Origin of the sequence: Fibrobacter intestinalis (genome assembly GCF_900167415.1) — a bacterium.
GTDB lineage: Bacteria > Fibrobacterota > Fibrobacteria > Fibrobacterales > Fibrobacteraceae > Hallerella > Hallerella intestinalis.
Window position 1 is genome coordinate 36,090 of the sequence record NZ_FUWU01000004.1, and the last position, 21,643, is coordinate 57,732.

Genomic DNA, 21,643 nt, shown 5'->3' on the forward strand with positions numbered 1-21,643 from the left:
TCCTTTATTTTTCCGGCAATGCCGGCATCCGAGAAATGACACTTTCGTCCAAAACATTCGCCCCGCGTTCCAACACAAGCGTATCCGCAAGCATTCGCCAGGGCATTCCAAATTCCAAGCTCTGCAATCTTCCCGCAAAAGGAACGTCCAAAGAATCCTTTGTGCGGAAGTATTCCATCAGGTATTTTCCTTCTATCAAATCATCCATTTTAAAACTGCCATCGGGGGCGCAGCGCGAAGTATTGAAATTTTCCGTTCCCGCCAAGCGAATACGCACACGAGTGTCCGCCTTGCCTCCCGGAATTTTCCCCGCAAGAGTCGAGAGCTGCAATTTGGGAACCGTTTCAAATTTCACCCATTGTCTGGTCTTCATCGTCACAATCGTATCTCGCAATCCCGTCACACTGTCCGGCGACGACAATGTGGAATCCGCATAGCGTTCCAAAAGTTCCTCTTTCGCATCGGTCAAAAACTTTTCGTTTCCCTGCACGGCAAAACGTACAGGATCCAGCCGCCAAATTTTTACCGGAAGCGTGTCCTGATTCTGCACCAAAATCAGCGTGTTCAAAAACGCATTCAAAAGCGAATCGGAAATCGGTTTATCGTAAACAACGACTATCGAATCGTCCGGAAAAACATTTTTTGCGCCACTCGACGGATTTATCGTCACTCGTTTAGGCGGAAGCGTATCGTCCTTTTGCTCCGTCCATTCAATGCTCAAGCTCGCCAGCCGATTATTCAACATTCGCCCCAGCGAATCACGCGCCGTTTTGCAAACGAACGTATAAGAAGAATCTCGATTTGCCAGCGAGTCAAAATAAAACTGCATATCTTGTCCGTTCGGCGTCCGATAAATTGCCGAAGGATATATTTGTACAGAATCCAGCGTCCGCAATGCACAATTCTTTAAATTCAAAAAAGCGCTGTCCACAAAAATGCTTCTGGAAAATTTAGCGATTAGGGATGCTCTGCCCGACTGCGTCACCGACTCCAAAGAAATCGAAGTCGTGTCCTGGTCCGCAAGGGGAATCCACAACGTATCTTGAAATTCCGGGGTTAAAAGCAAATCCCCATTGTTTACACCGGCCAACTCAGCAGAAGGTTCAATTTTCTGATTTCCATTCCTATCCCAAAAAGCGACAACCCGATAATGCCCCGCTTTTAATCCTGCTAAATGAAAGCGTCCCAAGCTATCGGTCTGCGTGGCAAAAAGCGGCTGTTCCTTGATCAAATTCGGGATCGAATCCGCTTCGATTGCTAGCGTAGAATCCCGGTATTTTTCCAAATAATGGTGCGTCGCCCGTTCCGAAGCTCCCAACAAAAAAAGTCCCACCGTCGGATATTGTTTGTCTTTAATCATCGAAGGCGTAATCATGACTCGTCCCGCAACCGAAAGGGAATCGATGACAGGTCCTGTCGAAAAGGTCAAACGGAACGGATCGGCAACGGAATTTCCTCGCAAATCTTTCAATCCGCTAGCCACTGTTACCGTATAAGTCGTATTTGAATCCAAGCGCGCTTTTGAAGTAATGAAAAGTTCGTCCCCGTCCACTTCAAACTTGAGTTTCTTTTCCAAAGGCGGAGAAATCATGATTGCACTACGCGGAACCGACGCCGCTATCCATTCGTCAAATTGCAAATGGATATTCAATTTCGGCGGGACATTCACCGCATTCGGCGCTGGATAAACCCCAGCAACACGAGGAGGATACTTGTCTTCCGGGCCACCGCTCGGAGCGATGGAAGTAGCGCATTCATTCAAAAAAAGCACCAGAAAAACAAGAATCAGAATGCGGGACTTCATCCGAAGCTATTCCCCAATCAGATGAATAATTTTTCCGATGCGAGTCCACCGGATTTTAAATGGGATTTTAAACCAGGAAAACGGATTTGTAAACGAAAAACCGTCATCGGAATTATCGAACGAGAAATAGACAATAAACGCTTTCGCCTTGACATTCCTCTTGGAAACAAATCCCCAATAACGGCTATCTGCCGAATTGTCCCGATTATCGCCCATCATAAAATAGACGGGATATTGAATTTCATAACTATCGATCGGTTTTCCATCCACAAGGATTCGCGCCTGCAATTCCAGCGAAGAATCCCGCGAAACATTGTACGCTAAATCGCCGAGCTGATGACCTTCAAAATAATCATAGCTCACGGGGCGCATCAAACCCGCATACAGTTCATTTGGATCGAAGCGGGGCAGAAATCCCGTCCGAGCCAAGTATTTAAACATCGAGAATTTTGCAGGCCCTTCCACCGTATCGCCCTGCCGCAAATTCAACCCGACGATTTGCCCTTGCGCAAGAACGGCATTCAACAAAAGCCCCCGATCGTTTTCTACAGGAACTCGAAAATTTTCAAACAAATAATCCTGCACTTCAACGGAATCGCGGAACAAAGAAAGATCCAGTTCTATTTTCTTTTCTGGATTTTCCTGCGCAATCAACGATTTCATCCACCAGAGCCTCGGCAACGAGAGATTCGACAAATCCACCGATTCTCCCGGAGAGGGAACCCGCAGAGGTTCCAAGGAATCCCGAGCGACTCCCGAACGATAATACGCCGTATATTTTCCTTTTCCCGGCAAAATTTTCTGTTCCACGCCGTTTTGATACAGCACGCCGCGCCGCACTTCAATGGAATCGCCAGAAACCGCAACGCAACGTTTGATAAAATCCTTCGGGCCGTCCGCATAATGCACCAGATGCGGATTTCCGGGCAACGGCTTTGAATCCCAAAAGAAATTGCCAAACATCAAAGCATCCGCCAAATGCGTATAGCGTTGATAATCGTAATCGGGATAAGGCGGTTCTCCGGGATAGCGAAAAATCACCACGTCTCCCGCTTTCGGGTCGGCAAGCCCCGGCAGTTTGGAATGGGAAAAAGGAATCGGTGATCCATAGGTAAACTTGAGCCCCAAAATAAAGTCGCCAGTCAAAAGCGAATCTTCCATCGATCCGCTCGGAATCTGAAACGCCTGCACCACATACTGAATGACAATCAGCGCGCAGGCGATGGGGATAACAAGTTCCCGCAGCAAAACTTTAATCCCCGACGGGATCGAAAATTTCTTCATAGTCATAGCGTTTCGCAAGATAGAAACTTTTCAAACTCCCCACACCACAGTCCAGAATCTTTGCACTCGGTATTTTCTATTTTAGCAGCATGAGAGATATTTTTGGAATCTATCGCGGACTCGCCGTTCTTATAGCCCTGTCCGCTCTGGCTTTAATCGTTGCGCGGCACCTCCTATTTCCATTTTTCAAAAAAATTGCACAGAAAAGCAAAAATAAATTCGACGATTTGCTTTTGAAATATCGAACCGTTGAACGTGCCGTCCACCTCGTTCCCGCCATTATTTTTTACGTTCTTCTTCCTCATGTCCTACCCAAAGAATCCATCCTTTTTCAGCTACTGTTCACTTTCAACAACATTTATTTTATCGTCATCAGTTTTTTAATTTTTGATTCGTTCCTGCACGCTTGCGCTAGCCACATTTTATCCAAATCCCACAAGCAAGGGCTTCCCATCCAAGGCGTTCGCCAAGCGCTATTTCTTGTAGGACTTCTTTTTTGCACTATCCTTGTCATTTCCCAATTAACGGGGAAAAGTCCCGTCATTCTCCTTTCCGGATTAGGCGCGCTCGCCACCGTTTTCATGCTGATTTTCCGAGATTCCATCTTAGGATTCACCGCCGGAGTTCAAATCGCCTCCCTCGACCTGGTTCGCACAGGCGATTGGATTGAAATTCCCAAAGAAGGAATCAACGGCACAGTCCAATCCGTAACCCTCACCAGCATTCGCATCATCAACTGGGACAACACCATCAGTATTCTCCCCGCCTATAGCCTCGTTTCCACGCCCTTCAAAAACTGGAGGCTCATGGAGGAATCCGGTCGGCGCCGAATCCAAAGATCCCTCCTTATCGATGCGCGGTCCCTCGCTCCGCTTTCCGAAGAACAAATCAAACATTTAAATAACAATCCCCTTTATCGTCCGGTTCTGGAAAATCTGGCATCGACATTTCCCAAAGACGAAAAGCCGCTCAATCTAACCGTTTTCCGCCTTTGCGTTGACGCCTTTTTGAGAACCATTCCCGAAATCGATACCTCCCGAACACTTATCGTCCGCGAACTGGAATCTAAAAGCTATGGTATTCCTCTTGAAATCTACTTGTTCACGACAACATCCAAGTGGATCCCCTATGAAAATTTTTCATCTACCCTCATCGACAGATTAATGGCACGTCTCCCCGAATTTGGATTAACCCTTTATCAAAGGCCCTAAATCAGTAGGCAAAATACAGTTGAGGATTAGTGGGTTCCTCTAAAAATTCATTTTCACATAGCGAATTTTTCTCGCGGGCCGCGAGATGTTTTGCATTCTAGCAAGCCGCTTCTCCTACATTCCCAACTTCCCTCTAATCACTAGTCGCTAACCGCTAATCCCTAATCCCCTTCTAATTCAAAACGCTCCAAAAAAGAATGTCTAATCCCATCCGCTTTAAAACCGGGAAACGTTTCTATACAGACCGCATGGATGCTGTTAAAAATACTCTGTTCTATATTGGGATTCGTGCGTTTTAAATTTCGGATAATTTCCTTGACTTCCTGTCGCTTACTTTCACCGATTCCATTTTCACTGTAAGCGATTGACTCCGTAAAATGACAAGCGCATTGGATAAATTCCAAACGATTCCACTTCGCCCAAGCCACAATATCATCTTCGTGAATGCAATACATCGGGCGAATCAAGGTCATCTCCGCAAAATTTTGGCTGTGCAATTTCGGAATCATCGCCTGTAGCTGGGAACCGTAAAACATACTCATCACCGTCGTCTCTATCACATCAGAAAAATGATGCCCCAGAGCGATTTTATTGCAGCCCAACTCCGCCGCTTTTGCATACAAATGACCACGACGCATTCTGGCACAAAGATAGCACGGCGAATGTTCGGTCTTTTGTGCAACGTCGAAAATGCGAGTTTCAAAAATCGTAATTGGAATATCGAGCAACGCTGCATTGCTTTCTATTTTTTGGCGGTTGATTTGACTATAGCCCGGATCCATCACCAAAAAAACAAGTTCAAACGGAATTTCCGTGTAACGGTGAAGCATCTGCATCAACTTTGCCAGCAGCATCGAATCTTTACCGCCAGAAATGCAAACTGCAATTTTATCTCCCGGTTGAATCATCCGATACATCTTCAAGGCCGAAACAAAAGGACTCCACAATTTGCTGCGGAACTTTTTTGAAATGCTTCTTTCCGTTTGTTGCGCCGGAGTCAAATGCAGTTCGCGTTTTTTCTTTTCTGCCATCTTTTAAATGCCGTAAATTTTGGAATACTTATTTTCCAAATAATCCAAAAAATCCTTCGGCGTAAACGCACGTCCAGTAATTTTTAAAATCCAAGTTTTCGCATCCCGACGGTTAGCCGATTTCCAGACATAATCCCGCATCCAATTGTTAATTTGTGCAAAATCTCCACTAGAAACCAGAGCATCTACATCTAACGATTCACGCATTTTATTGTAATACATCGCCCCGTACATATTACCCAAAGCGTATGTCGGAAAACAGCCGAATCCGTCGGTCCAGTGGACATCCTGCAAAATCCCTTCCCGATCGTTCGAGGGGCAAATTCCAAGATATTCCTCATATTTTTCATTCCAAATCTGAGGCAAATCCTTAATTTGTACCGATTTATTCACCAGCATCTGTTCTATTTCGTACCGAATAATAATGTGGAACGTGTATGTAAATTCATCGGCTTCAGTGCGAATGAGGCTGGGTTGTACCAGATTCATCGCTTCGTAGAATTGCTGTTCCGAAACACCGTCAAATACTTTCGGGAAAAGTTCCCTGCATTTCGGATAGACCAGTCGGATAAACGCTTCGGAACGCCCGATCAGATTTTCATAAAACCGGGCAACCGATTCGTGCTGGCCCAACGTTTTATAGGACGATATGTGATAAAAAAAATCCTCCACCGGCTGATTCTGTTCAAACAAGGCGTGGCCACATTCGTGGATAATCGAGAACATATTCGAATAGAACATGTTTTCGTGAAAATGCGTTGTCACGCGCACATCGTCTTTGGCAAGGCATTCAGTAAAAGGGTGTTCGCTTGTTGTCCATGTTCCCCGCTCAAAATTGAACCCGAGCAGTTCCAACAAGTATTCCGTCATTTCCCTCTGGGATTCTTTAGGCGCCGGGCGCGAAAGGAAATCCGTGCGAATTTCTTTAGGGCTTTGCAAAATACGTTTGAGCATGGGAACCAGACGTTCCTTGCATTCGTCAAAGCAGCGATTCAAATCCCGAGTCGTCATTCCCCGTTCGTAAACGTCCAGCAAATTGTCATAGGGCACTCGCTTTGCATTTTCAGCGAGCGCAATTTGTTTTAAATTCACCTCTTGCACAGCAGCCAATGAATCTTCAAAAAGCAAAAAGTCGGCCTCTTCTTTCGCATCCAGCCAATCCACAAAAGCCTTGTTAAAAACCAACGAAAACTCTTTGTCCATTTCCGGCGTGATATTTTTTGTTCGCAAATAATCCCAATAAAGTCTCTCGACAAGAATACGAGTATCCCTGGAAAGAATCTTCCGATGTTCATAGAGAAGTTCCAGCGACGAAATGAATTCCTTAGAATGGGAAATCTGGAACGCCTTATTGGAAAGGAACGCTGAAGTATTCCCCTGTTCCAACATTCCTCTTTCCGGGCAAATTGTCTGACTGTCAAATTCTAGGACGCAACAGGCGTGTCGTAAAACCTGCTTTTCCTCCAAAGCTTCGCGAATGATCTGTAGTGCTTTTTGGATATCTTCATGCATAAGTGAACCCTCAAAAAAAAGACAATGTTTTTAGACATGATGATAGGGGTGCCCTGCCATCACCATCAGACATCGATAAAGCTGTTCCGTTAAAATCACACGGGCGTGGTCGTGCGTAAAAGTCAAAGGAGAAAGAGAGAGCAAAAGGCTCGCCTGCTTTTTGATTTCCAGAGCAATGCCGTAAGCAGAACCGATCAGAAAAACGCAATTCGCCGTTATCCGAGGCTTTATCCAGTCGGCAAGCTGAACCGTATTCAGCAGCTTTCCCTCTTCTGCCAGAACAATCCATTGATAATTTTCCCGTGGAAAACGCTTGGAAAATTCCGCGGCTTCTTCCGAAAGCCCCTTCGCCTGATCATCGCGCTTGCTCTGCTTCAATTCCACTATTTCGATTTGCACATTCGAGGCTCGCAACCGCTTGACATATTTTTCCACTTCGTCTTTGACAAAAGAAGAGCCAGGTTTGCCAAACACCGCAATCGTCAGTTTCATCGTCCCAATTCCAAGCGTTCTATTAAAAACATAGGCAATCCGGCATCGCGCATCACTCTTTGCGTTTCCCCAATATCATAATCCAAGCGCACCAACTGTACGCTGTGCTTTTCGGAATCAAACAGGCAATAACTCGCCCGGGAATCCCTGTCGCGAGGCTGCCCGACGCTGCCGACATTCATCAGCAAGCGCTCGCTCGGTTCCAAAACATAGGAACCCGTTTCAATCACTTTCGGAATTTCTTCTTCTTTCATCGCCACAATCACCGGGCTGTGCGTATGCCCGACAAAGCAATGCGTTTCGCCAAAATGATCAAAGGCATCCAGCGCGTCTTCCAAATCCGTGACATAAATCCAGTCCGCAGGCGACATCGGCGAAGCGTGTACAAAGCAGATATCGTTTTCTTCATACATATAGGGCAGCGAACGCAGATACTGTTTGGATTCTTCTGAAAGAGCTTTTTGCGTCCATTCAATCGCCGTCTTCGCATACGGGTTAAATCCCACATCGGAATCCCACTTGATAGCAACGCTGTCGTGATTTCCCAAAATGCAAACATCCGCATTTTCCTTGACCAAAGCGACGCATTCGTTGGGACTTGCCCCATAACCAACAATGTCTCCCAGGCAAACACGACGCTCCACGCCATGTTCCCGCATCGATTCCAAAACCACTTCAAGCGCAGGCAAATTGGCGTGAATGTCCGAATAGATCCCGTATAGCATAAAAATCAATATAGCTTTTCTATATTTAATCATGATGGAAACGATCAAGAAAAACAAAAAGGTCAGCATCAGCTACTACCTAAAAGACGAAAACGGCGCCATTATCGAAGAAGTACCCGAAAATTTTCCTTTTGTTTATATGCACGGTTGCGACAGCGTTATCGAAGGACTTGAAGAAGCGCTGGACGGACATTCCGTCGGCGACCACATCATTGCCCACGTCCCCTACACCAAGGGTTATGGCGCTTACCGCAAAGAACTGATCATCAAAGTCCCCAAAGAAGAACTCAAAAACATCGGAGAACTCTGGCTGGGCATGGAATTGGAAATGGTCCGCGACACCGACTCCACCGAATTTTCCATTCCCGAGGATCCCCGCGAAATTTACAACAAAAACGACAACTTCGACGAACCGGATATTTTTGTCATACGAGAGATTCAAAAAAATACAGTCACCCTCGATGGCAACCATCCCTTTGCAGGAAAAGATTTGACATTTGAAGTGGACATCATTGACATTGCCGAACCGTCCATCACCGAACTGGAAACGGGCATTCCCGACGAATACGAAGAAGATGATGACGATTTCGACAGCGACGAGGATTTTCCAGAAGACGAACAAAACAACTTTGGGAGGCATTGGCGCTAATGGCGGACCTGAACGAACTCAAAAAAAACGCGGGAATTCTTGCGGCAAACAAAATTGAATCCGGCATGACCGTCGGACTTGGAACCGGCAGCACCGCAGCCTACATGGTCGCCCGATTGGGAGAGCGCATCCAGACGGAAGGATTAAAAATCCAGGCTGTCAGCACCAGTTGGAGTACAACCATTCAATGTCGCCAGTTGGGCATTCCCCTTATGGATTTGGGAGACGCGGAACATCTGGACATCGCTATCGACGGTGCCGACGAAATCGACCCTCAAAAGAATTTGATTAAAGGCCGTGGAGCGGCGCATCTACTTGAAAAAATCGTCGCTTCCATGGCGGACAATTATATCATCATCGCCGACGATGGGAAAAAAGTCAAGCAACTGGGCGAAAAATTTGCCGTTCCTCTGGAAATTCTGCCCAACGCCATCGCTTCCGTTACATACAAAGTCCACAAATTAGGAGCCGATCTCCAGATTCGGATGGGAGCCCCCGGCAAAGACGGGCCCGTCATCAGCGATTCGGGCAATCTCATCGCCGACGCCAGATTCGGAACCATCAACGACCCGGAAAAACTCGACTCGGAATTAAACAAAATACCCGGGCTGCTTGGCCACGGGCTGTTTATCGGCATGGCGAACAAAGTTATCCTTGCTACGCCAAACGGTATTGAAGAATTTTAGTATGCAGATTTTAACTTTACATCAATTGCATTGGCGATGAAAACTCGCGCCATAATTAGGAGAATACAATGATCAAAAAGATCTATTTGATTCTAAGTCTTATCGGAGCGACAATGTCATACGCATTGTCTCCAGCAGCCGCAGAGAAGAAATGTTTTGCAACAGGAGCTGTCAATTTTGCTCAAAAAACGAAAGACAAAGTTGTTTTATACGGCAATGCAAAAAATCCCAAAATTGCTTTTGTGAAATATAAGGTCAAAAATAATCCGGGCATAAAAATTGCGGGGGGGGATATCCTGACGATTCTTTTTATCTGATCGACCTGCCCAAAGAACTTTTAGACCTATTTTCTATACGTTCTTGGAACGATTTCCTTTGCGGAGACTTTTTTCCATTTGCATTTCCCAACGTAAACGATCTAACTTCAATAGAAACAAAAGACGGAATTACATCCGTTACGTACAATGAAAAATTTTATGCGTTCACGGCAATACCCGACGATGCATTCATAGTTCAAACCGCCATCGATTCTTTTTCTATTTCTATTCCTGGAAATCTCAATTACAACAACGAGTATCCGATCAGCAAAATTTATCCCAACAGCTATGTTGATAGCTTTGAACTTTCTCTTGTTCAAAACAATGAAGTGTTAACGGGTTGGATTGACGCAATTCTTCAATTGTCCAAAATAAAAGATTTTGAAAAAAGGAGAGAAATTTTAAATGAACTCAAATCACAAGACTTAGCTTCTTTAATCGACGACGTTGAAGAATTTAACAAGGCTTTAGAAGAATTCGATTATTCTAAAGAGACTTCACAAAACAACGACATTTATAAAACCATCCACGAATACTTGGAAACGATGGATGAAAAATTCAGTCATACCAAAGCATTCATGACTCCAACTTCACAAACATTCGCAGAAGCGATACACATTCTTTATCGAGATTTTGAAAAAGAAACAAGACTCTATTTGAAAAAACTCAAGACAACCAAAAATAAAAAAACCGAAGAGAATTTGGCGGAATATTCAAAGCAAACATTAGAAAAAGCAATTCTAACGATCCAAAGAGGAATTGACCAGTTAGGACAATCCCCAAACCGTTCCGATCGACAAATCGGCTTTTTACTAAACGATTATGAAACGAAATTCAGCGAATATCTTGAGAAGATCAATTCAGGAAACCACGGTCCCTTAAAACTCATCAATACAGCTTTAGCTAAAATCCTAGCAACAGAATCTTACGTACTAGACCTCAGCGGAACAGGAATTACGTTCAAAAGAAATAAAATTGCAAAAGAGAACGGAAATGAACAAATTGATCTCGACGATTTAACTTCGATAATTTTATACGGAGGTATTAATCTTAAAGATGGAAAAGATTACAGTCTTTTAGTCAGGGCACAAACTGAATACGCAGAAAGACTTAACAGAATAATTTTCGATAAAGATTCAAAAGTACTTCTATGGAGTTTGGTCGGTACAGGATATTTCCGCAGCAATTACCTGCCTCCTATCCAAGTCATCTACAGCGGAGATGCAAATCAATTCCATCTTTTTGGCGAAAATTCCGACTTGCTTAATGAAACTCAGTTTCCGGCTTCTAAACAATTATCATCCTCCGAGGGACTTATTCTCCGAGAAAAGCTCAAGTGCGTTTTTCAAGCTCTAAATGGAGATATGGCTCAATTTAAAAAACTCGCCGCAGCACGGAAATCATCTATAGGGTCAGGAACTCTTATAGAAAAGAATAAATCATTTGAATCTCTTTCTTGCTCCGATGGGAAAATCACTAATCCTCAGCAATGAACCAGAAAGCAACTCAATTTTCAGAAATAAACAATCGTATGCCAAAGATAAACGTCCGATTTCTGATCCTTCAAATTGTAGGAAACGCATAAAACCCACGCATTTTTTCTGCCGAATGTTTGTCTGAAACAAATTCACAAGAAATCGTCTGCCTCAAAATTCCGAGATCAGACTAATTTCATCTATGAACCTTTAAACGGCAAAGCAATCGACAGATGCTGCTGGTTGCTCCATTCAAAACAAAAATTTAATCAGGCAAGTGCTTCTTTGACGAGTTCGCTCAAACGGCGACCGTCAAAACGGCCTTTCGCCTTGGGAGAAAGCTCCTTCATCACCTTGCCCATATCTTTAGGACCTTGCGCTCCGACCTGCGCTTTAATTTCTGCAATCAAGGTTTTGACTTCTTCTTCCGTCAGCTGCTGCGGCAGATATTTCTGATAAACGGCAAGAGTCTTTTCCTCTTCCTGCGCATTTTGTTCGCGCCCGCCTTTACGGAGCATTTCAATGGATTCGTTTCTCTGTTTGATGCTCTTGGAGAGCACATCCAGAACCGTTTCATCCGTGATTTCTTTTTGCGCGTTGATCGCTACATTCTTAATGTCGGAATGCAGAGTGCGCAAAACCTCCAAAGTCATCGTGTCGTGCGCTTTCATCGCAGCTTTGATGTCAGCGAGAATTTGCTGAAGGAGCGGACTTTCCGCTTTAACCAACGAATCGGCCATAATTATTCCTTTTTCCCAAACGGGATGTTGTTGTCACAAAATGAAAGAGTTTATGAAAAAAATCAAATTTTCACCGGAAACGCCAAAAAGGAAAGCGGCAACCGCTTTCCCAAAATCTTTATATTAAAGAATTAGTACAGACGCTTGCGGTTCGCTTCAGCAAGTTCTTTGAGGCGCTTGCGACGAGCGGAAGTTTCAATGCGCTTTCTTTCTTCAGACGGCTTTTCGTAGCGCTGGCGCTTCTTGACATCGGAAATAATTCCGTTCTTTTCGCAAGACTTGGTAAAACGCTTGAGAGCGCGTTCAAAAGGTTCATTGGGCTTTACTACAACACCGATCATTCGATTCCTCGAGTTGAAAAAATTAAAATTCACCCCAAATATATTTAAAAGGCCTTGCCCCGTCAAGGGGAAGAGGTCTTTCCGCGCCACATCCTCGGCGTTTCCCATTTTTTTCGCGGTTAAACAAGCTCACAACTTGCGCCATTACAAAGACTTATGTATATTTTGTTCAACAGGATCTTGGGATCTTGTTATAGGAGAGAGAATGGCAAATCTTCATAAAATTTCCTCTTTTGCTTGTTCCGCTATCATGGGACTGATGCTCATCGCTTGTGGCAACGAAGAGGACGAAATCGTTCCCGAAATCAAAATGCCCCCAAAAGCAGAAGCGCCCGCTCCTGCAACGGATTCCGCGCAAAAATCCGAGATGCCCGTTTTGCAATCCATTGAATCTCTTTCCGCGAACTCCTCTACCGAAGGCAATTCTTCCATCGCCAAAAGCGACATCCAGCCGGGAACCGAAGGGGCGGTCGTCATCCAGGTGAGCATTCAGCCGTCGAAAAGCGCCGCCAAAAACGTCTTAAAAAAATTGGAAGAAAAAGGAATTAAAGGCTATCTCGCGCAAGTCGAAAATCCGGGGGAACTCGAAGGTTCCTATTTCCGGGTTCGCATCGGCTATTTCAAAAAAATCGAAGAGGCCAAGGCCTATGGAAAATCGGCGTTAGAACCTCTGGGCTTTGCCTGGTGGGTGGACAATAAAGCCAACGACACGGTCGGCTCGCCAGAGTCCGGAGAATCCACGGGTTCTTACAGCAACTCGGATTCCTACAACACCTCCGGCTCCTACACCAGCTCGACCCCGATGGAACCAGAACCTCCCGCCGCCAGCGAAAGCGTTTCCACAACACCAGAACCGGAACCGACCGTTTCGGAACCTGCACCGGTTGTCCAGGAAAGCGAAGCACCCGCCGAAGTCTCTCAACCGGCGGAACAACCGGAATCCGCACCAGCTGTCCCCGAAGAACCGGCCCCCGCCCCGGCGGCTCCTGCGACCTCTGAAGACGTTTACGACGACTGGGAATAGCCCTTGAAACACCCTCGAATTTTTACCGCCCAACTTGGATGCGCCAAAAATCAAGTCGATGCGGAACATCTTTTGACCGAACTTTACTCTGCCGGATTCGCATCGGTCTCTTCCCCCGAAAAGGCGGACTACATTCTCATCAATACCTGCGGATTCATCGAAGCGGCCAAAGAAGAATCCATCAATGCGATTCTCTCCTTTATCCAAATCAAAAAAACTTCGCAAAAACTGATTGTCTCCGGTTGCCTTTCTGGACGCTATAAAGAAGAACTGCCCAAAGAAATGCCCGAAGTCGATTACTGGCTCGGCACTTATGAACCGGGAAAAATTTTACAGGTTTTAGGCTTGGGCGAAAAATCCAGTGGCACAGAAAACATCCGTCGCTTGAATCTGGGCGAATTTCCGCATCACGCCTATCTGAAAATCGCCGAAGGCTGCGATCGCCGTTGCGCATTTTGCGCGATTCCCAACATCCGCGGCAAACAGATTTCCTTTTCCATCGAAAGCATCGTCGAAGAAGCCAAGCAGCTCGAAGAACAAGGAGTCAAAGAGCTGACCCTTATCGCCCAGGACACCACTTTCTACGGGCACGAACAGGGAAACAAAGGTCCCAATCTCGTCAAGCTTTTGAAAGCGATTCTGCGGGAAACGAACATTCCCTGGATTCGGACGCTTTACTGGTATCCGCAATTTATCGATGACGAGCTGCTCGATCTGATGGCCAAAGAACCGCGGCTTTGCAAATACATCGATATGCCGATTCAGCATGCGAACGACAATGTTTTAAAGCGGATGCGACGCCACTATACGCAAAAAACGTTGCGGGAAATGCTGCAAAAAATGCGGGATAAAATTCCGGGTGTCACATTACGCACAACAGTGCTTGTCGGATTTCCCGGAGAGACTCAAGAAGATTTTGAAGAGCTGATGGATTTAATCCAGAACGTGCGCTTTGAACATCTGGGCGGTTTTGTTTTCAGCCCCGAAGAAGGAACGCCCGCGATGAAACTGGAAGACGCTCTCGTTCCCGAAGATCTGGCAAGAGCGCGCCTGGACGCCATCAACGACATTCAGGAAGAAATCTCCCTTGAAGCAAACGAAGCTCTCATCGGCACGGAAGTTCCCGTCCTTATCGATGAAGTCGCCGAAGAAAGCGACTACCATTTTATCGGACGCACCGAAGGCAATTCCTTGGATGCCGACGACATTGTAAAAATCGTGGAAGGCGACGCAACTCCCGGCGAATTTTATCTGGTGAAAATCGTGGACGCGGAACCGCATGAACTCATTGGAAAAATCGTAGCGAAAATAGAATAAGGATTCTGTTTGAACATTCCTTGCGACTTAATGGACTGTGCGAGCAACTTTTCAAGGCCGCAGTTCAAGATAAAATCTTTTTGAAACAGAAAACGCACCGAAAACGGTGCGTTTTTCAGTGCCCACGACGAGAGTCGAACTCGTGACCTTCAGTTTCGGAAACTGACACTCTATCCAATTGAGCTACGCGGACAGGATGAGAAGAATATAGTCTTTTTTTTGATTTTTGTCTTTGGATTTTTTCAAAACGGCAAAAGAAGAACTCGATTCACGCCCATCAAACACTTCCTAAAGAAAAGACGGATCGATGGTCGGCTCGTAACCCGTAACGATTTCGCTTTTAGGAACGTACGTTTCACCGCGTTTTTCCGCATCCCGGCGTTCTTTCTTTTCCCGCTTTTCCGCTTCAATCGCTTTGCGCTTTTTACGGCGTTCCTTTTTGATTTCCAGACGTTCCGCCCGTGTCAAACGCTCCTTAACGGGTTCTTCCTCGTAAGGATATTCTTCCTCGTCTTCAACAATCTCTTCTTCCAAATACGGATTATTGATTTCCGTTTCGGCAAAATCACGGAAGCTCGTATCTTCGTCAAAAGTCGGCGCCGACTGCAAGCACTCTTTTTCCAAAAATTGGACAGCCTCTGCAAAAGGCTTTTCCAAAGGAACCGAAAAGGTCATCTTCTTTCGCGTGCGCGGATGCGAAAATGTGATTTCAACGGCTTGCAACAACTGGGCTGGAGCCATTTTCAATAAGATCTCCGCGGTGCTGTGATAAAGCGGCGGCACTCGGGAAAGAGAACTTTCCCGACCATCATAGACCGGATCGCCAACAATCGGATGTCCCGTATAGCGGGAATGCACGCGAATCTGGTGTGTGCGCCCCGTATCGAGTTCGTATTCCATTAACGTTGCAATAGCAAAAAACGTCTTCGCTTTATAACGGGTTTTAGCGAACTTTCCATTTTTAACGACAGCCATCCGAATTCTCGACTTGGGATCCCGACCAACCGGCAATTCTATTTCCCCCGATAAATCCCGAGGATGCCCCCAAATCAGAGCTTCGTATTTCCGGTGCAGAGTTCGTGTTTCCAGCTGATGCGCCAAGCTGCGATGCGCCTTGTCATTTTTGGCAACTACCATCAAGCCCGGAGTATCCTTGTCCAGACGATGCACGATGCCTGGACGCAAAGGCCCGTTTACCGAAGACAATTTGTCCTTGAAATAATGCAAGAGTCCTGCCGCCAAAGTTCCCGTGGCAGCACCATTTCCCGGATGCACGACAATGCCCCGCGGCTTGAAAATCACGGCGACATCGTCGTCTTCGTAAACAATATGCAGCGGCATCTTTTCGGGTTTGAGCTCCGACGCTTCTTTCTGCGGCAAAGCGGAAAGGGCGACATGCATTCCTTCTGTCAGGCGCAAATTCTTTTTGGCCACAGAACCCGCGGCAATGACCTTCCCATCGACAATCAGTTTTTGAATGTCCGTCCTAGAAAAATCTTTGAGCTTCACCTGCAAAAATTTATCGAGGCGTTCTCCTGCTTCCTTTTCAGCAACTACAAATTTGGGGAATTCAGTTTGGGGATTTTCCGTTTTTTTCGTCATGGGAACCTTCGGGAACATATCGGATGAATTTATACAAAATCGGAGCAAGAATAATGATTGCCACGCCCACCGTTACACAGCAATCGGCAAAATTAAATGTGGGCCAGCGCGGCATGATAAAATCGGGGAAATCGCAATCGATAAAATCGACCACTTTTCCGAGTCGCATTCTGTCCGCAAAATTTCCCAAAGCGCCAGACATAATCATAGCGATTCCCGTGCGCACCAAAAAATCGCCGGATTTGGCGGAACGGTAAAAATAGACGAGGACAAAAACCGCCACAAGGGAAATGAGCAAAAAGAAAACCGTCGGCGGAAGAAACGGCAAAATATCCTGCGGCCTGCTGCTGAACGCCGCCCCATAATTATAAGCCAAACGAAATTGCAAAAGATCGCCGATGATATGGACCGTGCGACCCAGCGGATTTTCATAAGTCGGAGATAGATAGGCAACCGCCCAAATCTTGGTTGCCTGATCCACAAAAAGCGAAACGAAAATAAAAGCCAAATGGAATTTCCACGACTGAAGCCATCGAAATTTTTCGTTCATTATGCGTCCCTCCATTTTTCAAATTCTTTTCGAATCCAGGAATTGGAATAAAAATGAAGCGTCGTCGATTTCACAATCTGCTTCACATCATCACGGGAAATTTTCACTTTATGGTCTTTATCAAAAAGATGCGAGCAGTCGCCCATGATGGAAAGATTCTTGGCGGCCATAAAAAGCGGCCACAGGCAGAACAACCGAATCTGCGGATTTCTGCGGGGAATCGTCACCGTATATTCAATCGCATCGGCCAGATGTTTCCAAGCTTCAGCGACCAGTTCCTTCATCACGGACGCCCGCGCTTTTTTGTCGGCTTCGGGCAAAAACATAGACGGCGCATCTTCAAAACCATGACAATGACAAATCATTTCGGGAACAAAGCAGACCCGGCGTTCCGAATCTTCCCGCACATCCTTGATGATATTCACCAGTTGCAGCGCCAGCCCAAAACTGACATCCAGCGTTTTCATTTTTTGCAACCGTTTTTCATCGATCGCCGAATTGTTCGCCGAAAACAAACGGGTTAAAAGTTTGCCGACGATTCCCGCCACATAGTAGCAGTAACGGGACAAATCCGACATCGTTTCCAAAACAAACCAGCCTTTTTCAAACGAAGCGTCCATCTGCCGAATGGAGTCCGCCATGCCTTGAGTCATTTCCACAACCGTGTCGGCGATGGGTTCCGAATAGGAACGGTCAAAAGTCCACAGCAAAGGAACAACAGTTTTCGCATGACAACACAAATCGTAATTCGGATCATCCGAATGCAGAAAATGAGCCGGAAGCGACTTCACAAAGATGTCCGTCTTTTCTTCTACATCAGCGTCTTTCTGAAAAATGTCCGAAAAAAGGCCGAGCAAGTGAATTTTTTCTTTTGCGGGCAATACCGAATCGTCTTCCAAGGTGTCGGCAATCCGCAAATAAAGATACGAGAGCAGAACCGATTTGCGCAGATTTCCCGAAAGGCGGTTGATATTCAAAGCAAATGTCCGCGATACGAGCTGCAGCATTTTGTCTGCATACTCAAAGCGACTTTTGGCATCCTGTAACTTCAACATGGAAGAGATCCTTTTTCCGAGGCGAAGGCCTGGTTCGACATTTCTTTCAAATATTTAAAAAAACGTTTTTCCGCATCGGCTTTATGCATCGCATCCCGAAAAGCCCAAGCAGCATGCCCAGCCAAATCATAATCCGACAGCGGATGCCCCGCCTTATCATAAAATTCGCTCTGCTTCCGATATTCCAAAAAATACGCATCCAATTCCAAGCGATAGACAAAACGCATCGAAAAATTCACGACCGGCCTTGCTAAAATCAGAACGCCTAGAAATAAAAACACAAACCAATACGCCGATACCGGATAAAGCCAATAAAGAGTCGACGACGACGACAATGCGGCCAAAACGCAAAGAAGCAACAGGACAAACCGCACCATTATCCGCAATGCGGCGTTTTTCAACCACCATCCGGGGATGTAACACCACGTTTTTCCCCGCCGAATCTGGTATTTCAGAAACAAAGGGTATGCCAAAAAGCGAGCCCACAAAAATAAAGCGAGCCACAAAAATAGGGGCAACCAAAAGAATGCCCCAATCCAGTAAACACAATCCATCATACCCTCAATAATAATTAAATTATACCCTATGAACCCCCTGCTAGAAAATTGTTTGAATCATTTGCACAGTTTGATTTCGGACTCCGTATTCAACGACTTGTTCGCTCATCTGGAATTGCTTCGAGTAACAGATCGCCGAGTCTCGGTCCTATTTCCCGCCAACAAGGACATCAAAGCCTACCAGCCATACAAAGCCCTGTTGGAAATGAGCTGGAAAGAAGTCAACGGCCAGCAATTGGATTTCGACTTTCAGCACCCTGGGACAACCCCATCCGTTTCCGTCGCATCAAACGAGTTTTGTCAGCCCATTAAACTGGGGGAAGAATTCTGCTTTGAAAATTTTGTCGTCGGCGAAAAATCCAAGCTCGCTTTCAACGCGGCCTTTGCCGTTGCCGAAAATCCGGAACACAGCAAATACAACCCCCTTTTTATTTACGGCGTTTCCGGTCTGGGAAAAACGCATCTGCTCCAAGCAATCGGCATTTATATTTTGGGAAACGCCACGGGGAAAAAAGTACGCTACATTCCCGCGCACGACTTCCAGCGCGAATACACGGAAAGCATCCGCAACGGCTACACGAACGAGTGGTCATCCTTTTATCGCAATGAAGTCGATGTCCTTTTGATTGACGACATCCAGAACTGGAGCGGTTCAACGGAAACGCAAAACGAGTTTTTCCATATTTTCAACACGCTGCACCAAGCGGGAAAGCTCATCGTCTTGACCTCCGATGCTCCAGCAGCCGAAGTGAAAAGCCTTTCCGACCGTCTGGTAAGCCGTTTTTCTTCGGGACTTACGGTCGATATTCAGCCGCCCGCATTTGAAACCCGCGAAGCGATTCTCCGCAAGAAAGCGCAGAACAGCCATTTGGATATTCCCGACGACGTATTCGCCTATCTCGCAGAAAATATCGAAGGCAGCGTTCGTCCTCTGGAATCCGCTATCGTTCGGTTAGCCATGCAGTCCAGCCTTTCCAAGCAGGACATCAACATTTCCATGGCGCGGCAGGTCGTTTCCGAAATCATTCCCAACATCAAACGGCGAGTCGGCATCGAATCCGTCATCCATGCGATTTCACAATATTTTGAAGTGCCCGAAGATAAACTTTTAGAAGCGGGGCGGGGAACAAAAGAAGTCGCCCGCGCGCGGCAAGTCGCCATGTTCCTGATGAAATCTCTGACTACGCTCAGTCTAAAAAGCATTGGAATGCGATTTGGAAACCGCGACCATTCCACGGTATTGCACGCCATCAATTCCGTTAAAGAAGAAATGCAAAAGGATGCGGCTTTTGCCCGCACGGTAGAAACGATTAAATCGAACATCCACTGATTTTCCTTTCGCTTTCCACAAGACGCGATTCATTTTCGTCACCCGTAAAAATTTTGGACTTATAGGCAAAGCGTCCATCGATTAGTCCGGCAAGCGGTTACCGAGCTTGCCGAGGTGCACTAACCAAAACTCAGGGTCCGGTTGGGAGTTGGAAGTTGGAAGTTGGGAGTTAAAACTGAGAACTGAGAATTGAGAGCTGAGAACTAATTTAATTGCGAGTATTTGGTGGCGAATCCTCCATAATTCCCAAATTTTAAATGCTATTATTTTTGCTATATGCTTTTTGAAGAAATCATCCAAAGTCACTACAGACCCAGCGAATATCCCGCTTTGGCAAGCCTTGCCGAAGAATGGCAGGACTCACGTCCTTTTGAAGGCCTGAAAATTTTGGTTGCTACTCCTATTTTTCGCAACACCCTTTTGCAATACGAAGCCCTTTTAGCTGGCGGCGCAGAACTTTATGTCGGACGCGCGGTGGAAAACGCTGCCATTCCCTGCGATTTCGAAATCGTCGAACTTCTTCAAGAAAGCGAAATCCCTGTCGTATCGCCAGAAATGGTCTTGGACATGGAACAGGAAGATGAATTTTTCGATTTGATTTTAGATTGCGCCGGGCAATTTGCGTCCTGCCACCCGAAAATCGGTTTTGTGGAATTGACTCGCGCCGGCATATCCTACTACAACGATTCAGAGTTTCCGGTATTTAATGCGGACGGAGGCATCATCAAGCGGATCGAAACTTCGCTTGGCACAGGAAACGGCTTTTTTCGTGCGCTCGTTCAGGCGGGATGGACAGAATTCAAAGGGAAAAAACTACTGGTTTTCGGCAGCGGAAAAGTGGGCTGCGGAATCGCCCTGCAAGGAATTGAAAACGGCTGTGAAGTTTGCACGATAACCGATTTGAATAAACGGAACTCCCCCACGGATTTCATCCGGACATTGGAACAGAACGGCGTCCCCCTTGTCAGTAAAGACGACATTCCTTCCGTGCTTCAGGAAATTTCCCAAGCGGATTTTGTCGTATCGGCAACAGGAAAGAAAAACGCCCTGTCCGGCGAAGAGATTTTTCAAGCGCTTCTACAAACCAAAGCCGTCCTCGCCAATATGGGCGTCGAAGACGAATTTCCCGAAGATTTTCCGGACGAGCGGGTTTTAAACAATAAAATTGCCATCAACTTTAGCTTAAAAGAGCCGACCCTTTTAAAATACCTGGACGCGTCCCTCGCCCTGCATGCCGCCTTGGGAGAACGACTTGTCCTGGAACACAACGAAGCTTTTGAATCGGAATACCTGAACAATCAAGGCCCCCAAAACCCGCCCGAAGATATTGAACAGAAATTGTTGGGCGTCACCCTTCAAAATGGTGAAATCAGTTCCGAAATTTCCCGGCTGCTGGGACTTTCGTAAAACCGCCCAAACGGCTTACCATTTCGCCAAAGCGTTCGCGATGATTAAATCCTGCAATTTGGCAATCGCCCGGGATTGCCCGTGCCGGTCTTCGGTTTCATTCTGCAAGACATCATAAGTGCCATCAGCAGAAAGGTTCTCGCCCTTGTAAATCATCTTTTCTTTCACATTGTCATAAAAGCGCACATTGACTTTCATGGTCACACGGTAAGTTTCCACTTCCGAAGAACTCGTATAATTTTCGGGTTTGTTCGTGTAGCTCAATAGCGTCAATTCAAAATCGGCATCCGCATCGGAATTCACCAGGCGCACACCGCCAGCGTTTTTACGGAACATTTTTTCCACGCTGTCCTTGAGCGTATTTCCCAGAACCGGATCCAACGTTTTATTGTCCACTTCGTGAATCTGTACCGTTTTAATGTGGCTAGGAAGAGTACTCGCCGTAAAACTATAACAGCCGAAAAGGCCCCCCAAAGAGGCCATCAAAAAAAGAATCAAAATACTTTTAACGCGGAGTTTCTTCATACTTCAAAA

22 protein-coding genes and 1 tRNA gene are annotated in these 21,643 nt (G+C 46.1%); 9 read left to right on the top strand and 14 right to left on the bottom strand.

Annotation, left to right across the window (positions count from 1 at the left end):
- Nucleotides 1-4: 4 nt before the first annotated feature.
- Complete coding sequence (locus B5D40_RS01880; RefSeq protein WP_078775544.1) at nucleotides 5-1,804, bottom strand: Ig-like domain-containing domain; 1,800 nt, start codon at nucleotides 1,802-1,804, stop codon at nucleotides 5-7.
- 6 nt (nucleotides 1,805-1,810) lie between these two features.
- On the bottom strand, nucleotides 1,811-3,094 hold the full coding sequence (gene lepB, locus B5D40_RS01885; protein ID WP_078775545.1) for a signal peptidase I: 1,284 nt from the start codon (nucleotides 3,092-3,094) through the stop codon (nucleotides 1,811-1,813).
- An 83-nt stretch (nucleotides 3,095-3,177) separates the two neighbouring features.
- Here lepB and B5D40_RS01890 point away from each other — a divergent pair, with 83 nt between their 5' ends.
- Nucleotides 3,178-4,299 carry a mechanosensitive ion channel family protein gene (locus B5D40_RS01890; RefSeq protein WP_078775546.1) on the top strand — a complete coding sequence of 374 codons (1,122 nt, stop codon included), beginning with the start codon at nucleotides 3,178-3,180 and terminating at the stop codon, nucleotides 4,297-4,299.
- A gap of 161 nt (nucleotides 4,300-4,460) precedes the next feature.
- On the opposite strand, the gene B5D40_RS01895 is transcribed toward B5D40_RS01890, so the two are convergent.
- Genes B5D40_RS01895 through B5D40_RS01910 form a run of 4 tightly spaced genes read right to left on the bottom strand, consistent with a single transcriptional unit; the run spans nucleotide 4,461 to nucleotide 8,059 of the window.
- Nucleotides 4,461-5,330, bottom strand: coding sequence for a tRNA 2-thiocytidine biosynthesis TtcA family protein (locus B5D40_RS01895; RefSeq protein ID WP_078775547.1), 870 nt, complete (start codon nucleotides 5,328-5,330; stop codon nucleotides 4,461-4,463).
- Nucleotides 5,331-5,333: 3 nt separating this feature from the next.
- Nucleotides 5,334-6,842, bottom strand: coding sequence for a carboxypeptidase M32 (locus B5D40_RS01900; RefSeq protein ID WP_078775548.1), 1,509 nt, complete (start codon nucleotides 6,840-6,842; stop codon nucleotides 5,334-5,336).
- 30 nt (nucleotides 6,843-6,872) lie between these two features.
- Nucleotides 6,873-7,334, bottom strand: a complete 462-nt coding sequence (locus tag B5D40_RS01905; protein WP_078775549.1) for a 23S rRNA (pseudouridine(1915)-N(3))-methyltransferase RlmH — start codon at nucleotides 7,332-7,334, stop codon at nucleotides 6,873-6,875.
- Nucleotides 7,331-8,059: a metallophosphoesterase family protein gene (locus B5D40_RS01910; RefSeq protein WP_078775594.1), complete on the bottom strand. Its 729-nt coding sequence runs from the start codon at nucleotides 8,057-8,059 to the stop codon at nucleotides 7,331-7,333. Before B5D40_RS01910 ends, B5D40_RS01905 begins: the two co-directional genes overlap by 4 nt.
- Before the next feature lie 31 nt (nucleotides 8,060-8,090).
- Here B5D40_RS01910 and B5D40_RS01915 point away from each other — a divergent pair, with 31 nt between their 5' ends.
- The 4 genes from B5D40_RS01915 to B5D40_RS01930 all read left to right on the top strand — a co-directional run bounded on the left by B5D40_RS01915 (nucleotide 8,091) and on the right by B5D40_RS01930 (nucleotide 11,204).
- Nucleotides 8,091-8,708, top strand: a complete 618-nt coding sequence (locus B5D40_RS01915) for an FKBP-type peptidyl-prolyl cis-trans isomerase (RefSeq protein WP_233126526.1) — start codon at nucleotides 8,091-8,093, stop codon at nucleotides 8,706-8,708.
- Nucleotides 8,708-9,394, top strand: a complete 687-nt coding sequence (gene rpiA / locus B5D40_RS01920) for a ribose-5-phosphate isomerase RpiA (protein WP_078775550.1) — start codon at nucleotides 8,708-8,710, stop codon at nucleotides 9,392-9,394. Before B5D40_RS01915 ends, rpiA begins: the two co-directional genes overlap by 1 nt.
- A gap of 68 nt (nucleotides 9,395-9,462) precedes the next feature.
- Nucleotides 9,463-9,711, top strand: coding sequence for a hypothetical protein (locus tag B5D40_RS01925; RefSeq protein WP_144319668.1), 249 nt, complete (start codon nucleotides 9,463-9,465; stop codon nucleotides 9,709-9,711).
- A 362-nt stretch (nucleotides 9,712-10,073) separates the two neighbouring features.
- Nucleotides 10,074-11,204: a hypothetical protein gene (locus tag B5D40_RS01930; protein ID WP_144319669.1), complete on the top strand. Its 1,131-nt coding sequence runs from the start codon at nucleotides 10,074-10,076 to the stop codon at nucleotides 11,202-11,204.
- A gap of 251 nt (nucleotides 11,205-11,455) precedes the next feature.
- Here B5D40_RS01930 and B5D40_RS01935 read toward each other — a convergent pair whose 3' ends face one another.
- Complete coding sequence (locus B5D40_RS01935; protein ID WP_078775553.1) at nucleotides 11,456-11,926, bottom strand: GatB/YqeY domain-containing protein; 471 nt, start codon at nucleotides 11,924-11,926, stop codon at nucleotides 11,456-11,458.
- 131 nt (nucleotides 11,927-12,057) lie between these two features.
- Nucleotides 12,058-12,267 carry a 30S ribosomal protein S21 gene (gene rpsU / locus B5D40_RS01940; protein ID WP_073302828.1) on the bottom strand — a complete coding sequence of 70 codons (210 nt, stop codon included), beginning with the start codon at nucleotides 12,265-12,267 and terminating at the stop codon, nucleotides 12,058-12,060.
- 205 nt (nucleotides 12,268-12,472) lie between these two features.
- On the opposite strand from rpsU, the gene B5D40_RS01945 reads away from it, so the two are divergent.
- Both B5D40_RS01945 and rimO read left to right on the top strand, forming a co-directional pair.
- On the top strand, nucleotides 12,473-13,291 hold the full coding sequence (locus B5D40_RS01945) for an SPOR domain-containing protein (protein ID WP_078775554.1): 819 nt from the start codon (nucleotides 12,473-12,475) through the stop codon (nucleotides 13,289-13,291).
- 3 nt (nucleotides 13,292-13,294) lie between these two features.
- Nucleotides 13,295-14,608 (top strand): 30S ribosomal protein S12 methylthiotransferase RimO, encoded by a 1,314-nt coding sequence (gene rimO / locus B5D40_RS01950; RefSeq protein WP_078775555.1) that lies wholly within the window; start codon nucleotides 13,295-13,297, stop codon nucleotides 14,606-14,608.
- Between the two features lie 119 nt (nucleotides 14,609-14,727).
- On the opposite strand, the gene B5D40_RS01955 is transcribed toward rimO, so the two are convergent.
- The 5 genes from B5D40_RS01955 to B5D40_RS15510 all read right to left on the bottom strand — a co-directional run bounded on the left by B5D40_RS01955 (nucleotide 14,728) and on the right by B5D40_RS15510 (nucleotide 18,364).
- Nucleotides 14,728-14,801 (bottom strand) — tRNA-Arg (locus B5D40_RS01955).
- A 95-nt stretch (nucleotides 14,802-14,896) separates the two neighbouring features.
- Complete coding sequence (locus B5D40_RS01960) at nucleotides 14,897-16,210, bottom strand: RluA family pseudouridine synthase (protein WP_078775556.1); 1,314 nt, start codon at nucleotides 16,208-16,210, stop codon at nucleotides 14,897-14,899.
- Nucleotides 16,179-16,760, bottom strand: coding sequence for a signal peptidase II (gene lspA, locus B5D40_RS01965; protein ID WP_078775595.1), 582 nt, complete (start codon nucleotides 16,758-16,760; stop codon nucleotides 16,179-16,181). The genes B5D40_RS01960 and lspA overlap by 32 nt, the downstream gene beginning before the upstream one ends.
- Nucleotides 16,760-17,815: a squalene/phytoene synthase family protein gene (locus B5D40_RS01970; protein WP_078775557.1), complete on the bottom strand. Its 1,056-nt coding sequence runs from the start codon at nucleotides 17,813-17,815 to the stop codon at nucleotides 16,760-16,762. The genes lspA and B5D40_RS01970 overlap by 1 nt, the downstream gene beginning before the upstream one ends.
- Before the next feature lie 156 nt (nucleotides 17,816-17,971).
- On the bottom strand, nucleotides 17,972-18,364 hold the full coding sequence (locus B5D40_RS15510) for a hypothetical protein (protein ID WP_143394523.1): 393 nt from the start codon (nucleotides 18,362-18,364) through the stop codon (nucleotides 17,972-17,974).
- Nucleotides 18,365-18,400: 36 nt separating this feature from the next.
- Here B5D40_RS15510 and dnaA point away from each other — a divergent pair, with 36 nt between their 5' ends.
- Nucleotides 18,401-19,702, top strand: coding sequence for a chromosomal replication initiator protein DnaA (gene dnaA, locus B5D40_RS01980; RefSeq protein WP_073302704.1), 1,302 nt, complete (start codon nucleotides 18,401-18,403; stop codon nucleotides 19,700-19,702).
- 276 nt (nucleotides 19,703-19,978) lie between these two features.
- A complete protein-coding gene (locus tag B5D40_RS01985; protein WP_073302706.1) occupies nucleotides 19,979-21,109 on the top strand; it encodes a Rossmann-fold NAD(P)-binding domain-containing protein in 1,131 nt (376 codons plus the stop codon).
- 15 nt (nucleotides 21,110-21,124) lie between these two features.
- On the opposite strand, the gene B5D40_RS01990 is transcribed toward B5D40_RS01985, so the two are convergent.
- Nucleotides 21,125-21,634 carry an LptE family protein gene (locus B5D40_RS01990; protein WP_078775559.1) on the bottom strand — a complete coding sequence of 170 codons (510 nt, stop codon included), beginning with the start codon at nucleotides 21,632-21,634 and terminating at the stop codon, nucleotides 21,125-21,127.
- Between the last annotated feature and the right edge of the window lie 9 nt (nucleotides 21,635-21,643).

What these genes read in the sequence shown, in the direction of transcription:
- B5D40_RS01880 (WP_078775544.1), bottom strand. Translation starts at nt 1,804, where the DNA reads ATGAAGTCCCGCATTCTGATTCTTGTTTTTCTGGTGCTTTTTTTGAAT.
- lepB (WP_078775545.1), bottom strand. Translation starts at nt 3,094, where the DNA reads ATGACTATGAAGAAATTTTCGATCCCGTCGGGGATTAAAGTTTTGCTG.
- B5D40_RS01890 (WP_078775546.1), top strand. Translation starts at nt 3,178, where the DNA reads ATGAGAGATATTTTTGGAATCTATCGCGGACTCGCCGTTCTTATAGCC.
- B5D40_RS01895 (WP_078775547.1), bottom strand. Translation starts at nt 5,330, where the DNA reads ATGGCAGAAAAGAAAAAACGCGAACTGCATTTGACTCCGGCGCAACAA.
- B5D40_RS01900 (WP_078775548.1), bottom strand. Translation starts at nt 6,842, where the DNA reads ATGCATGAAGATATCCAAAAAGCACTACAGATCATTCGCGAAGCTTTG.
- B5D40_RS01905 (WP_078775549.1), bottom strand. Translation starts at nt 7,334, where the DNA reads ATGAAACTGACGATTGCGGTGTTTGGCAAACCTGGCTCTTCTTTTGTC.
- B5D40_RS01910 (WP_078775594.1), bottom strand. Translation starts at nt 8,059, where the DNA reads ATGCTATACGGGATCTATTCGGACATTCACGCCAATTTGCCTGCGCTT.
- B5D40_RS01915 (WP_233126526.1), top strand. Translation starts at nt 8,091, where the DNA reads ATGATGGAAACGATCAAGAAAAACAAAAAGGTCAGCATCAGCTACTAC.
- rpiA (WP_078775550.1), top strand. Translation starts at nt 8,708, where the DNA reads ATGGCGGACCTGAACGAACTCAAAAAAAACGCGGGAATTCTTGCGGCA.
- B5D40_RS01925 (WP_144319668.1), top strand. Translation starts at nt 9,463, where the DNA reads ATGATCAAAAAGATCTATTTGATTCTAAGTCTTATCGGAGCGACAATG.
- B5D40_RS01935 (WP_078775553.1), bottom strand. Translation starts at nt 11,926, where the DNA reads ATGGCCGATTCGTTGGTTAAAGCGGAAAGTCCGCTCCTTCAGCAAATT.
- rpsU (WP_073302828.1), bottom strand. Translation starts at nt 12,267, where the DNA reads ATGATCGGTGTTGTAGTAAAGCCCAATGAACCTTTTGAACGCGCTCTC.
- B5D40_RS01945 (WP_078775554.1), top strand. Translation starts at nt 12,473, where the DNA reads ATGGCAAATCTTCATAAAATTTCCTCTTTTGCTTGTTCCGCTATCATG.
- B5D40_RS01960 (WP_078775556.1), bottom strand. Translation starts at nt 16,210, where the DNA reads ATGACGAAAAAAACGGAAAATCCCCAAACTGAATTCCCCAAATTTGTA.
- lspA (WP_078775595.1), bottom strand. Translation starts at nt 16,760, where the DNA reads ATGAACGAAAAATTTCGATGGCTTCAGTCGTGGAAATTCCATTTGGCT.
- B5D40_RS01970 (WP_078775557.1), bottom strand. Translation starts at nt 17,815, where the DNA reads ATGTTGAAGTTACAGGATGCCAAAAGTCGCTTTGAGTATGCAGACAAA.
- dnaA (WP_073302704.1), top strand. Translation starts at nt 18,401, where the DNA reads ATGAACCCCCTGCTAGAAAATTGTTTGAATCATTTGCACAGTTTGATT.
- B5D40_RS01985 (WP_073302706.1), top strand. Translation starts at nt 19,979, where the DNA reads ATGCTTTTTGAAGAAATCATCCAAAGTCACTACAGACCCAGCGAATAT.
- B5D40_RS01990 (WP_078775559.1), bottom strand. Translation starts at nt 21,634, where the DNA reads ATGAAGAAACTCCGCGTTAAAAGTATTTTGATTCTTTTTTTGATGGCC.